General features: G+C 31.2%; 13 protein-coding genes and 1 riboswitch. Of the genes, 4 read left to right on the top strand and 9 right to left on the bottom strand.

Translation table 11 applies throughout. The features are described from left to right. Nucleotides 1-216: 216 nt before the first annotated feature. Nucleotides 217-1,020: a YARHG domain-containing protein gene (locus tag OCV55_RS09505; RefSeq protein WP_267309894.1), complete on the bottom strand. Its 804-nt coding sequence runs from the start codon at nt 1,018-1,020 to the stop codon at nt 217-219. 70 nt (nt 1,021-1,090) lie between these two features. Beyond that, nucleotides 1,091-1,137: riboswitch (PreQ1 riboswitch) on the top strand. A 74-nt stretch (nt 1,138-1,211) separates the two neighbouring features. On the opposite strand from OCV55_RS09505, the gene OCV55_RS09500 reads away from it, so the two are divergent. Next, a complete protein-coding gene (locus OCV55_RS09500; protein WP_147580459.1) occupies nt 1,212-1,691 on the top strand; it encodes a QueT transporter family protein in 480 nt (159 codons plus the stop codon). Nucleotides 1,692-1,729: 38 nt separating this feature from the next. Here the strand turns inward: OCV55_RS09500 and acpP are convergent, their stop codons facing one another. Continuing rightward, nucleotides 1,730-1,957 (bottom strand): acyl carrier protein, encoded by a 228-nt coding sequence (gene acpP, locus OCV55_RS09495; RefSeq protein WP_022001955.1) that lies wholly within the window; start codon nt 1,955-1,957, stop codon nt 1,730-1,732. A gap of 121 nt (nt 1,958-2,078) precedes the next feature. On the opposite strand from acpP, the gene OCV55_RS09490 reads away from it, so the two are divergent. Beyond that, complete coding sequence (locus OCV55_RS09490) at nt 2,079-2,573, top strand: GNAT family N-acetyltransferase (protein WP_022001954.1); 495 nt, start codon at nt 2,079-2,081, stop codon at nt 2,571-2,573. 9 nt (nt 2,574-2,582) lie between these two features. Here OCV55_RS09490 and OCV55_RS09485 read toward each other — a convergent pair whose 3' ends face one another. Continuing rightward, complete coding sequence (locus OCV55_RS09485) at nt 2,583-3,590, bottom strand: glycoside hydrolase family 25 protein (RefSeq protein ID WP_147580458.1); 1,008 nt, start codon at nt 3,588-3,590, stop codon at nt 2,583-2,585. 115 nt (nt 3,591-3,705) lie between these two features. Between OCV55_RS09485 and OCV55_RS09480 the strand changes: the two genes are divergently transcribed. Both OCV55_RS09480 and OCV55_RS09475 read left to right on the top strand, forming a co-directional pair. Next, nucleotides 3,706-4,863: a C40 family peptidase gene (locus tag OCV55_RS09480; protein WP_032090878.1), complete on the top strand. Its 1,158-nt coding sequence runs from the start codon at nt 3,706-3,708 to the stop codon at nt 4,861-4,863. Between the two features lie 115 nt (nt 4,864-4,978). Then, on the top strand, nt 4,979-6,310 hold the full coding sequence (locus tag OCV55_RS09475; RefSeq protein ID WP_038301169.1) for a C40 family peptidase: 1,332 nt from the start codon (nt 4,979-4,981) through the stop codon (nt 6,308-6,310). 38 nt (nt 6,311-6,348) lie between these two features. Here the strand turns inward: OCV55_RS09475 and OCV55_RS09470 are convergent, their stop codons facing one another. From OCV55_RS09470 to atpA, 6 genes are read right to left on the bottom strand one after another with little or no spacing between them, the layout of a single operon-like run. Beyond that, on the bottom strand, nt 6,349-7,359 hold the full coding sequence (locus OCV55_RS09470; RefSeq protein ID WP_147580457.1) for an aldo/keto reductase: 1,011 nt from the start codon (nt 7,357-7,359) through the stop codon (nt 6,349-6,351). Nucleotides 7,360-7,382: 23 nt separating this feature from the next. Further along, nucleotides 7,383-8,612 carry an N-acetylmuramoyl-L-alanine amidase gene (locus OCV55_RS09465; RefSeq protein WP_147580456.1) on the bottom strand — a complete coding sequence of 410 codons (1,230 nt, stop codon included), beginning with the start codon at nt 8,610-8,612 and terminating at the stop codon, nt 7,383-7,385. 59 nt (nt 8,613-8,671) lie between these two features. After that, nucleotides 8,672-9,070, bottom strand: a complete 399-nt coding sequence (atpC, locus tag OCV55_RS09460) for an ATP synthase F1 subunit epsilon (RefSeq protein WP_032090880.1) — start codon at nt 9,068-9,070, stop codon at nt 8,672-8,674. Beyond that, on the bottom strand, nt 9,063-10,466 hold the full coding sequence (gene atpD / locus OCV55_RS09455; RefSeq protein ID WP_022001947.1) for a F0F1 ATP synthase subunit beta: 1,404 nt from the start codon (nt 10,464-10,466) through the stop codon (nt 9,063-9,065). The genes atpC and atpD overlap by 8 nt, the downstream gene beginning before the upstream one ends. Nucleotides 10,467-10,476: 10 nt before the next feature. Next, nucleotides 10,477-11,331 (bottom strand): ATP synthase F1 subunit gamma, encoded by an 855-nt coding sequence (atpG, locus tag OCV55_RS09450; protein ID WP_032090881.1) that lies wholly within the window; start codon nt 11,329-11,331, stop codon nt 10,477-10,479. Further along, nucleotides 11,331-12,854, bottom strand: coding sequence for a F0F1 ATP synthase subunit alpha (gene atpA, locus OCV55_RS09445; RefSeq protein ID WP_117782701.1), 1,524 nt, complete (start codon nt 12,852-12,854; stop codon nt 11,331-11,333). The genes atpG and atpA overlap by 1 nt, the downstream gene beginning before the upstream one ends. Between the last annotated feature and the right edge of the window lie 4 nt (nt 12,855-12,858).

The following is a 12,858-nucleotide window of genomic DNA, read 5'->3' as shown; positions in this document are numbered from 1 at the left end:
AAAAAAAAGAAAAGTAAACGGGCGTCGCTTACTTTTCCTACGTCATTCAATGAATATAGTTGTCAAAAAAATATCTAAGAGAAGAATGACTTTATAATCTTCTTTGATTACACTTTCATTTTACATATCTTTTATGAATTGAAAATGAAATTTATAGATTTTGATAACTATTTTCATATATTTTTTCATTTATGATTTAGTGTATGCAAATTATTTTCATCGATGTGCTTGAATAAAGGAAATATTTTTTAATTCAATTTCATTAAAATACTCTGACATATGATTATTCATCATTTCTGATGTCAAAGTTTCATCTGCACTATACCAACTTTTAGATTTAAAATAGTCTGCAATCTCAGGTGTTTTAAACGTACAATTATGTCTGGCATAAATTTCATTAAGTCCTAACCGTAACTGAGAATCATCTTTATTTTCTAAATCAGCTTCTGTAAGAAGTTCTGTATCACTATGAGCAAATATATATTCATCCTCATCTGTATTTTCTTCTACTGTTGTTTCTATTTTTTCATTTACAATAACTTGAAGGGCTTTTTCTTTACCAGATTCACTAGTACAAATTATTTTTGTCTTACCTGATGATAAAGCCGTAATTTTACCATTTGTATCTACGATACATATTTTTTCATTTTTCGATTGATAAGTACATTTAAGATTAGTTTGAATGGTATATTCATCTCCAATATTTAATGTAACTTTACTTTTTTCTAAATGTAATGGTTTTTCAACATGTTGACTAACAAGATTATCTGGTGAATAAGATGGTTTATTTCCTTTAAAAAATAAAATAAATCCTAACATAGCAATCACCACGACAAGTGCTATGATTCCTAAAATAATAATTTTAGTTTTTTTACGCACTTCTTTTTTATGTTTTTCTCTATTTTTAACCCTTGAACCTACTTCTTCTACTTGGATATCCTCTTGCGATATTCTTGTTCCACAAATATCACAATATTTGGCTCCTTTTGTTAGTAAACTATGACATTTTGGACATAACATAATCATCATCTCCTTACCTTTATTATAAAATAAAATATATTGATTTTCACTACCCGTTTTAGTATAATGTCAAAGACTGGTTCGAGAGCCAAACCCAGTATAAAAAACTAAGGATAAGTAATGAAGATGGCTCTATCATCTTTTTTATTTTATCTGGCTTCTAACTGTACTTTAGAAGAGGAGGACTACAAATGAATAATAAAAAGGTACAATTAATTGTAATGAATGCCATGATTGGGGCTGCTTATGCCGTTTTAACAATTTTGATTTCACCTATTGCTTATGGAGCAGTGCAAATGCGCTTAACTGAAATTATTGTTTTACTTGCATGTTACAACAAGAAATTTATTCCAGGACTTACTATTGGATGTTTGCTTGCAAACCTTGCATCTCCAATGGGATTATATGACATTTGTTTTGGAACAGCTGCAACATTGATTGCTTGTCTTGGTATGTATTATGTTAAAAATGTTTTTGCTGGAGCTTTAATTGGTGGGGTTGTCAATGGTTTAATCGTTGGTTTAGAACTTTATCTAGCTTTAGAATTACCATTTATGATTAATGCATTCTATGTTTTCATTGGTGAATTTATTGTTTTAATTATTGGAGCATTCTTATTTAAATGTTTAGAAAAAAATAAAACACTTATGGATAAATATATTTTAGAATAGTAAAAAAAGCTATAACAGCGAAATGCTTGTTATAGCTTTTATTTATGTTCTTCAATATAGTTTACTATATCGTTTACTGTTTTAAAATTCATAACGTCTTCATCAGGAATTTCAATTCCAAATTCTTCTTCAGCAGACATGATTAATTCAACTGAATCTAATGAATCTAATTCTAGATCTTCTTTTAATTTAGCATCTAAAGTAATTTTTGATTCATCAATATCCATTGTATCTTTTAAAATTTCTTTGATTTGATCAAGTACCATTTTATTTCCTCCTTCTGTATACAGCTATTATAACAAATGCTTTTGATTTGTAAACAAAACAATTTGACAAACAACCTAAAAGTCTATATCATTTAGGAAAGTATGTTTGGGAGGTAAAATAATGATTTTAAGACCAACGAAAATCGAAGATATTTCACGTGTCATTGACATTATTAATCAAGCAAAAACTTATTTCAAAAATAATGATATTGATCAATGGCAAGATGGATATCCTAATGAAGAAACAATTGAAAAAGATATAGAAAATAATGAAGCTTATGTTTTAGAAGAAGACGGTGTTATTTTAGGAACATGTATGGTAACGATTCATGGAGAACCTGCTTATAACCGTATTGAAGGAAAATGGATTTTAAATTGTCCTTATATATGTGTACATCGTATTGCTGTTGATAATGAATATAAAGGAAAAGGATTAGCTTCTACGATTTTAGATCAAGTAGTTGCTATGTATCCAGATTATCATAGTGTTAGAATGGATACACATCATGATAATCTTTCTATGCAAAGTTTTTTAACTAAATATGGTTTTAAATATTGTGGAGAAATCACTTTAAAAAGTGGTGCTTTAAGAAGAGCTTATGAAAAAAGAATCTAAGCTCTTTTTTTATGTCCTTAATTTTCCTTCTTTAAGTAATCTTAATAATTCATCATTTTGCCTTTGTGAACCTGTATAATTTTCTATTCCATTTAATTTAGCTAATTTTGTTCTATTAGCAAAAGAAGCATCTTCTTGAATAGAACGCAATGCATCTGTAAAACTATTGCCTGTATAATCAGGTGCACTTAAATATCTTATCTTTCTTTCTATGACCTGATCATTGACCCAGCCGGCATCTTGTCCTATAAGATAGGGATTTCTAGCACCTTGAACAATTCTCGTAATAATTCCAAAATGACGATATGGCATTAATGGTTGCGTAGATTCACTTGTTAAAAATACATGGTGAAATTCTACCTCATCGCCTATCTTATACCTTGTTAAATTCGTATTAGAAAAATTATTATAACCACCTTCTTCGATGATTTGTGGAAAATCTTTATAGGCATAATTTAGATCCACCATTGTATCAATTCCTAAAACATTTCCTGTAGCGCTATATTGCCACATACCATATTCTCCATCATAATTAAGTTCATCATTATATCTTGCAATCCATTTTGTATACTCATTAAAGATTGGACTTGTAAGTTTAGTTCTAAACCAAAACAATGATGCATACATTCCTACATAGTAACCTTCTTGTTCAAGTCTTTGAGCAAATGTTTGTGCAATATTCGCTATTGTTTGATTACTTTGTCTTCCTGTTGTATTATTATCTTCTAAATCATAATAAACAGGATAGGCCATTTGATAATCCTTTACGAGTCTTAATACATGTTCAGCCTCTGATAAAGCTTCTCTTTCATTGGTTGCATAAGAATATAAATAAACCCCAAAAGGAATTTTTAAACGTGTACATTCATCCGCATTTCTTTTAAAATACGGATCATCTTGACTTTCCAGATTACTTCCATACCCACATCTAATGATTGCAAAATCAATATGTTTTTTAACTTCTTGCCAATCAATCAACCCTTGAAATTTAGAAACATCAATTCCATGTTTTACCAAAATTTTTCACCTCATTATAAAATATGTCACAATGTCAAAAATGTTATTATTATCGTTGTTTATATTTACTTTTGGTTAAAAAAATAAGATAATAGCTACGGGAGGAATTATAGTTATGAAAAAGAGTTTAATCTCCATGATTTGTTTTACTTTGTTAGTATCCTTTTTTTGTTCTACAAGTCAAGTTCATGCGGTAAACTTTGAAGGACAAGAAGATAAATATATGAAACTTTGTTCTAGTAAAAGTTTATCTAATAGTAATTATAATACTTGTAAACAATTTAATTCATACTTAAAAAAGAAAAACAATCAGTTACAAAGTTCTATTGATGAATCTAAATCTAAAATTTCAGATACTCAAAGTTCATTAGATGACGTTGTTTCTAAAATTGCTGATTTAAATAACCAAATTGAACAAAAGCAACAAGAAATCAACTATTTAGAAAGTTCAATTAAATCATTAGAAGCAAGTATCACAGCTAAAGAAAACGAAGTTAAAGAACGTATGTATGCTATGCAATCATACAATAATAGTAATAGTTATATTGAATTTATTTTTGGTGCTTCAAACTTCTCTGATTTCTTTTCAAGAATTGATAGTGTCAATGAAATCACTCAATTCGATAAAGAATTAGTAGAAAAAATTGCTGATGAAAAGAAGCAAGTTGAATCTCAAAAAGCAACTATTGAAACAGTAAAAGCAAATATTGTTTCTCAACAAAACGAACAATATACTTTACAAACTCAATATGAAGATCTATTAGCTAAACAACAAAAAGATTTAGCATCTGCTGAAAGTGAACAATCTAAAATTTCTGATACTCAAAGTTCATTAGATTCATTCTTATCATCAGTCGTTGTTACTCAACAATCTTCATCAGGTAGCAGTAGTGGTTCTACAACTATTAGACCATCTACAAATGTTCCTACTACAAATAAGTATGGTTCTACAGTTGTAGCTGCTGCTTATTCTAAATTAGGTTGTCCTTATGTATGGGGAGCAAGTGGACCTAATTCATTTGACTGTTCTGGTTTAGTTATGTGGTGTTATGCACAAGCGGGTGTTTCACTTGATCACTATTCTGGATCTCAAGGTCAATCTGGAGCAATTATTCCATTAAGTCAAGCTCAACCAGGAGATATCTTATGGAAAAGTGGACATGTAGGTATTTATATTGGTAATGGTCAATATATTCATGCACCACAAACAGGTGATGTTGTTAAGATTGCATCTAATGTAAGTAGATTTACTTGTGCAGTTAGACCTTATTAATAATGACTTAAAACCTTTAAGTTTATAAGCTTAAAGGTTTTTATTTTGTATAAAAACAACTTTTATTTACTTTTTTTAGAAAGTGATGTATAAATAATATGAGGGGGTGTTTTGTTTGAAAATTAAAAAATATTTTGTAGGATTTGTTGCATCTACAATGCTTGTATCAACATGCTATTGTATAAAACCTGTAGAAGCTATTGATTTTTCAAAAGATGAAGCAAAATATATGTCACTATGTGCAAGTGGAAAACTAACAAATAGTAATAAAAAAACATGCGAAGAATTCAACAGCTATCTCAAAGCTAAAAATAAGAAGTTAAAAAAAGATTTAGAAAATCAAAAAAGTGCTGCAGCAAGTACAACTCAAACATTAGATAGTGTACAAAAGAAACTTAATTCTTTAAATTCTGACATTTCATCTAAAGAAGCTGAAATTCAATATGTTGAAACATCTATACAAAATACCCAAGCAGATATAGATAAAGATAATCAAGAAATAAAAGATCGTATGTATGTCATGCAGTCTTATATGAATGAAAATACTTTTATCAATTATATATTTGGGGCTGATAATTTTACTGATATGTTATCTAGAATAGATAGTTTCAACACACTTACTTTAAGTGATCAAGATTTAATTGCTCAAATGTTAGAAAAGAAAAAGGAAATTGAAAATCAAAAAATTACTTTAGAAAACGCAAAAGTTGTTTTAGAAGAACAAAAGAAAGAACAAGCTGCTATTCAAGTACAATATGAAACATTATTAGAAGAACAAAGAAAACAAATTGCTGCAACTGAAGTTGATGCAAATGTTGCTGCAAGTCGTAGTGAAGCAATTGATGCCTCATTAACAGAATTCTATGAACAATCTAAAAAAGACGATGTAGGTCATGTCAGTCAGATTCCTACACCAAAACCATCTAACAGTAACAACAATAATCAAACTTCAAATTCAAATAATAATAACAATACAGGTAATAATTCAAACAATAATTCGAATAATAATACAACTAACAATGGTTCTCAACCATCTCAAGATAGTACAACATTAGGAATAAGTATTGCTAACTATGCTTTATCTAAACAAGGTAAACGCTACTATTGGGGAGCAAGTGGACCAAATTATTTTGATTGTTCTGGACTTGTTTACTGGGCACATAATCAAGCAGGCGTAAAAATAGGTAGAACAACTGCTGCTGGATATGCTGGTAGTGGTAAAGCTGTTTCTTATAGTAATTTACAAATTGGTGATGTCATTACTTTCAATTATGGAAGTGGTGTCGCTCATATTGGAATTTATATTGGTAATGGTAATATGGTTCATGCCTCTGGTAAAGGATCTGGGACAGTGGGTCAATATCCTGATCAGTGTGTTAAAGTAACATCAGTTGCTCCAGGAAGTTATTTCTATCGTCATATTTATAATTGTCGTAGATTATACTAAAATAGGATGCGCTACATTTTGTAGCACACCCTATTTTTTTATTTTAAAAATGTTTTGTAGTCTTCATAATTTTTCTTTAATAATTTAGGAGTATTTAAATGATATGGACAATGTTGTTTACATTTACCACAATTTAAGCATTCTTCAATTTTTTTCATCTCTGCTTGCCAATGATCATTAAGCCAACTTGCTGCTGGTGCTCTTCTTAACATTAAAGACATTCTAGCACATTGATTGATTTGAATTCCTTTAGGACAAGGCATACAATAACCACATCCTCTACAGAAATCTCCTGCTAATTCTTTTCGATCATGAGCAATTAAATCTTGAATTTCTTGAGTAAGTTCTGGTGCTTTTGTTTGATATGAAATAAATTCATCCAATTCACTCTCTTTTTGAATTCCCCAAATTGGTAAAACATTATCAAACTGTGCTAAATATGCATAAGCAGCATCCGAACGGTTAATAAGTCCACCTGATAAAGCTTTCATACAAATAAACCCAATATTGTTTTCTTTACATTTATTCACTAAATCAATATCTTTTTGATCTGCTAAATAACTAAATGGGAATTGAATTGTATCATATAACCCACTTTCACAAGCTTCTATAGCTACTGGTAAACGATGATTCGTTAAACCTATAAAATGTATTTTTCCTTGAGCTTTTGCTTCTAACATTGCTTCATATAAACCTGTACCATCTCCTGGTTTAGGGCAAAATGAAGGATTATGAAATTGATAAATATCAATATAATCTATTTTTAAATTATTTAAACTTGTTTCTAAGTCTTTCCAAAAATCTTCTACTGTAGTAGATCCTGTCTTCGTTGCAATATAAATGTCTTTTCTAACATCGCTTAATGCATTTCCTAACTTTTCTTCACTATCACTATACCATCTTGCACTATCAAAAAAACGAATTCCTTGAGCATATGCCTTTCTTAAAATTGTTGTTGCATCTTCTCCAGTTACTCGTTGAATTGGTAATGCCCCAAACCCATTACGATTCACTGTAATTCCTGTTCTTCCTAATGTAACTTTTTCCATTCCTTTTTCCTCTTTTTCTAATCTTAACTTAAATATTCCCCAATTCCATTTACAATTCCTTGAACAATTTTATTTTGATAATCCTCACTTGAAAGCAATCGATCTTCTCCTGGATTTGATAAAAATCCCATTTCTACAATAGTAACAGGCACTTTTGACCAATTTAAACCTGTCATATTATCAACAATTGAAACTCCTCTATTTCTAGAACCTGTTGCCTTACAAATATTATTCACAATACTTTTTGAAAGTGATTGTGATTGGCTTGCAATACTTGCACAATATCTATTAGAAGTTGAAGGCGCAAGTGTCAACGTTCCTGTAGAAGAAGATGATTCACTTGAATCACAATGTAAACGAATAAATGCATCTGCATTTGCCTCATTTGCCATTTGAGCTCTTTGAGCATTAGATAAATCGACATTTTGTGATGTACGACACATAACCACAGTATAACCTTGATTTGATAAAGCTTCTTGTAATTTAAGTGCCACTTCTAAGTTGATTTGTGATTCTGTTTTCCCTGTTACACATCCTGTTGCCCCTGTTGTCACTTTTGCTTTCATTGTCGATGAACCTGGTCCATTAGGTTCTAATGAACTATTTCCTCGTGCTTGATGTCCTGCATCAATACAAATCACTTTTCCTCCGCCATGATAAATCTTAGCTGCTGATAATTCTTGTTTAGGTTTTTCTTTTACATGTACAGTTATTTCTTTTTCTGCTTGATTTCCTGAACTATCTTTCGCAAATACTTTTATTTGATAATCCCCTGCTTTATTTATATCTAATGAAGATAAATCATATTGTAAATCAATATTGCTTAAATCTGTTGCTTTGATTTCTTGATTAAAATCATAATTTTCTGTTCCTTCTTCAAATGAAACTTCATTTATTTCATTAAAAACAGGAGCTGTAGTATCTTTAACAATCACTTTCTTTTTTAGTTTTTGATTTTGATATTTAATATTTATTGTATAGTTTCCAATTGATGGATAATCTTTTTGATCTTCATTTTTTAGATTGTCTGTTATTTTTGTTTCTTTTTTTATTTCTTTCAACTTATCTTTATCTATGTCTTTTGTTTGAATAAGATCATCAAATGAATATTGAACTGTATTTCCATATTCTACAATAATCTCTTTTTTATTTTTTAAAGATAATTCAATTTTTTCTTCTCGTGTAAGATAATAAATACCTCCCACTATCACCACGATAACAATCCCAATAACTCCTATAAACTTCTTTTTCATATTCCCTTTTTCTCCTTAAAACTATTATACAAAAAAAAGAGAAGAATGGAAGTTCTTCTCTATAAACCTTTGACATGAATACGTGTAATTGCACGTTGCAAAGCTGCTTGTGCTCTTAACATATCGATTTCATTGTTTTGTATTTTAAGTCTTTCTTCAGCTCTTCTTTTTGCTTCTTGTGCTCTTTCTAAATCAATTTCTTCTTGTGATTCAATTGCATTAGCAATTAAAGTTGTTTCTGTTTCATTTACATAAATGAAACCACCTGCGACAGAAAAATATGTTCTTTTTCCATCAATAATATAATTCATTTGAGACACTTTCACACCACTTGCTAGTGGAATATGATGAGCTAAAATACCTATTTGTCCAGCAGTTGTATCAAGATTTATCTGATCAATTTCCACTTCTTGGTAAATACCTTGAGGTGTAATGATTTTTAGCTTAAATTTAGTCATTTTCGATTTGTTTAGCCTTTTCTACAGCTTCTTGAATAGTACCAACATTATGGAATGCTTGTTCAGGTAATTGATCCCATTTACCTTCAAGAATTTCTTTAAATCCTTGAACAGTATCTTCTACACGGACATATTTTCCATCTAAACCAGTAAATTGACTAGCTACTGTAAATGGTTGTGATAAGAAGTTACGTACACGTCTTGCACGTGCAACGATTAATTTATCTTCATCACCTAATTCATCCATCCCAAGAATTGCGATGATATCTTGTAATTCTTGATAACGTTGTAAGATTTGTTGAACACCATGAGCTACTTCATAATGATCTTTACCTACAACTAATGGATCTAAGGCTCTTGATGAAGAGTTAAGTGGATCTACTGCAGGGTAAATACCTAAAGCAGCGATTGAACGATCCAAAACGATTTTAGCATCTAAGTGAGCAAATGTTGTTGCTGGTGCAGGGTCAGTTAAGTCATCGGCTGGTACATAGACCGCTTGTACTGATGTAATTGATCCTTTTTTAGTTGATGTAATACGTTCTTGTAAAGCACCCATTTCAGTTGCTAGAGTTGGTTGATATCCTGCTTGTGATGGTACACGCCCAAGTAAGGCAGAAACTTCTGAACCTGCTTGTGTGAAACGGAAGATGTTATCAATGAATAATAACACGTCTTGACCTTGTCCATCACGGAATTGTTCAGCCATTGTTAAACCAGTTAAGGCAACACGTAAACGTGCTCCTGGTGGTTCGTTCATTTGTCCAAAGACAAGTGATGTTTTAGATAAAACGCCACTTTCTTTCATTTCATAGTATAAATCGTTACCTTCACGGCTACGTTCTCCAACACCGGCGAATACTGATAACCCACCATGTTGTGTTGCGATATTGTTAATAAATTCTTGGATCAATACTGTTTTACCTACTCCGGCACCACCGAATAACCCAATTTTACCACCTTTGATAAAAGGACAAATTAAGTCTACAACTTTAATTCCTGTTTCAAAGATTTCTGTAGTTGTCATTTGTTCTGCATAAGTTGGCGCAGATCTGTGGATAGGCATACGTGGAACATCATTTCCTAATTCACCTTTACCGTCAATTGGTTCACCTAAAACATTGAACATACGTCCTAATGTATCATTTCCTACTGGAACTGAAATTGGGTGACCTGTATCAACAGCATCCATTCCTCTTACTACCCCATCAGTTGGTCCCATGGCGATACATCTTACTGCATCATCTCCAATGTGTTGAGCAACTTCTACGACTAATTCTTCTTCACCATTTTGAATACGAATTGCTGTATTTAATCGAGGTAATTTATCTTCGCTAGCAAATGCAATATCAATAACTGGCCCACGGGCACTAATTATTTTCCCAATATTTGCCATATTGACCTCCTTATTGCGCATTAGCTCCAGCAACAATTTCACTAACTTCATTAGTAATTGCTGTTTGACGAGCTTGATTGTATTTTAATAATAATTGTTCTGTTAATTCTTCTGCGTTATCTGTAGCATTTTCCATTGAAGTTCTACGTGACGCATTTTCACTTGTCACACTTTCAACAAGATAGCCATAAACGACAGCTTGTAAATACATTGGTATTAAACTATCTAAAACTTCTTCAGGACTTGGTTCAAAAATAGTGAATTTATTGGTAATTTCAATATTTTCAAACTCATTTGTATCAATTGGTAAAAGTGTTACTGTACGTGGTTTAAATGTTAAGTTATTAACAAATTCAGTATAAATGATTTTTATACTTCCCACTTCTTTATTAATATAAAGATCTGTGACACTTTTTACTAATTTAGTCACTTCATCAAAAGCTAATGTTGAATTTAATGAAGCAAAATCAGTATTGATTGGTCCTTGATGCGTTCTACGGAAATAATTTGTTCCTTTACTTCCAATTGAGTAAACATAATCTTCATCTTTAATTTGTTGACTAATTTCTTTAAAGACATTGGCATTATATCCACCACATAATCCTAAACTTGAAGAAATAACAATATAAACATCTTTATCTACTTTATTTTCAGCGAGATAGGCAGAATCTTTTAACCCTTTATTAGAAGCTAAAATTTCTGCACATGTTTGTCTAACACCTTGATAATAAGGTTTTAATTCATCAAGTTGATTTCTTGTTTTACGAAGTTTAGATGTCGCAACTAATTCCATTGCTTTTGTAATCTTTTTAGTAGATTCAACGGATTTAATACGACGCTTAATTTCTTGCATTGATCCAGGCATTAGTTAGCCCCTTGTGTTTTTAAGAATTGATCAACATAAGCGCCTGTTGCTTCTTTCATCTTCGCTTCTAATTCATTTGAAATCACTTTTTGAGTTTCTATTTCAGTAATAAATTCAGGATGAGACATTTGAATATTTTCTACTAAACCATCCATAAATTCTTTTACTTTTTCTACAGCTATTTGTTTTGTATAACCATATTTTAATGCAAATAAAGTAATGACTTGTGTTGGCACACTACGTGGTGAGTATTGTGCTTGTTTTAATACTTCACGTACTTTTGCCCCATGATCTAATGTTGCTTTAGTAGCAGCATCTAAGTCAGAACCAAATTGTGCGAAAGCTTGCATTTCTGCATATTGAGCAAGTTCAAGTTTTAATGAACCAGATACTTGTTTCATCGCTTTAATTTGTGCAGTAGAACCTACACGTGATACAGATAATCCTGTATCTACAGCTGGTCTAAATCCAGAGTTGAACAATTCTTGTTGTAAGAAGATTTGTCCATCAGTAATTGAAATAACGTTTGTTGGAATATATGCTGAAATATCCCCAGCTTGTGTTTCAATGATTGGTAAAGCAGTAATTGATCCTCCACCATTTTCTTCATTTAAACGGCAAGCACGTTCAAGTAATCTTGAATGTAAATAGAAGACATCCCCTGGATAAGCTTCACGTCCTGGTGGTCTTTTTAATAATAACGACATTGTACGATAAGCTACCGCATGTTTAGATAAATCATCATAAACAATTAAAACATCTTTTCCTTCATCTAACCAATGTTCAGCAATTGCACATCCAGCATATGGTGCAATATATTGAATTGGTGCAAGTTCACTCGCTCCAGCAGAAACAACACATGTATAATCCATTGCTCCACCTTGACGTAATTTTTCAACAACTTGTGCAACCGTTGAATTCTTTTGTCCAATAGCAACATAAACACAATAAATGTTTTGTCCTTTTTGGTTTAAAATTGTATCAATAGCAATTGCAGTTTTACCTGTTTGACGGTCACCGATAATTAACTCACGTTGACCTCTACCGATAGGAATGATAGCATCAATTGATGTAATACCAGTTTGTAATGGTTGATCAACTGATTTTCTTGTCATTACACCACTAGCAACACGTTCGATTGGTTTAGTTTTACCAGTATTGATTTCACCTTGACCATCGATTGCTTGTCCTAATGGATTAACAACTCTTCCTAACATTTCATCCCCGACAGGGACTTCAATAATTCTTCCAGTACGTTTAACTTCGTCTCCTTCTTTAATCGTACTTTCAGATCCAAGTAGTACGGCTCCTACACTATCTTCATCTAAGTTCATGACCATTCCGTAAACATCATTTGGGAAAAGTAATAATTCACCTAACATGGCATTATCTAACCCATGAATAACACTTACACCATCACCAACAGTCACGACTGTTCCGACATCTTTTTGTTCAATGATATCGTCATAATGCTTAATTTGTTCTTTAATTAAAGCACTAATTTCATTTGGTCTAAGCCCCACTATT

This window comes from [Clostridium] ammoniilyticum (assembly GCF_025566905.1).
GTDB lineage: Bacteria > Bacillota_I > Bacilli_A > Erysipelotrichales > Coprobacillaceae > Faecalibacillus > Faecalibacillus intestinalis.
Note: the sequence above shows the minus strand (reverse complement) of the source record. Positions and strands in the feature narration are given on the sequence as shown.

Bases quoted from the DNA above. Each gene is read 5' to 3' on its own strand.
- OCV55_RS09505 (WP_267309894.1), bottom strand. From the start codon at position 1,020: ATGTTATGTCCAAAATGTCATAGTTTACTAACAAAAGGAGCCAAATAT.
- OCV55_RS09500 (WP_147580459.1), top strand. From the start codon at position 1,212: ATGAATAATAAAAAGGTACAATTAATTGTAATGAATGCCATGATTGGG.
- acpP (WP_022001955.1), bottom strand. From the start codon at position 1,957: ATGGTACTTGATCAAATCAAAGAAATTTTAAAAGATACAATGGATATT.
- OCV55_RS09490 (WP_022001954.1), top strand. From the start codon at position 2,079: ATGATTTTAAGACCAACGAAAATCGAAGATATTTCACGTGTCATTGAC.
- OCV55_RS09480 (WP_032090878.1), top strand. From the start codon at position 3,706: ATGAAAAAGAGTTTAATCTCCATGATTTGTTTTACTTTGTTAGTATCC.
- OCV55_RS09470 (WP_147580457.1), bottom strand. From the start codon at position 7,359: ATGGAAAAAGTTACATTAGGAAGAACAGGAATTACAGTGAATCGTAAT.
- OCV55_RS09465 (WP_147580456.1), bottom strand. From the start codon at position 8,612: ATGAAAAAGAAGTTTATAGGAGTTATTGGGATTGTTATCGTGGTGATA.
- atpC (WP_032090880.1), bottom strand. From the start codon at position 9,070: ATGACTAAATTTAAGCTAAAAATCATTACACCTCAAGGTATTTACCAA.
- atpD (WP_022001947.1), bottom strand. From the start codon at position 10,466: ATGGCAAATATTGGGAAAATAATTAGTGCCCGTGGGCCAGTTATTGAT.
- atpG (WP_032090881.1), bottom strand. From the start codon at position 11,331: ATGCCTGGATCAATGCAAGAAATTAAGCGTCGTATTAAATCCGTTGAA.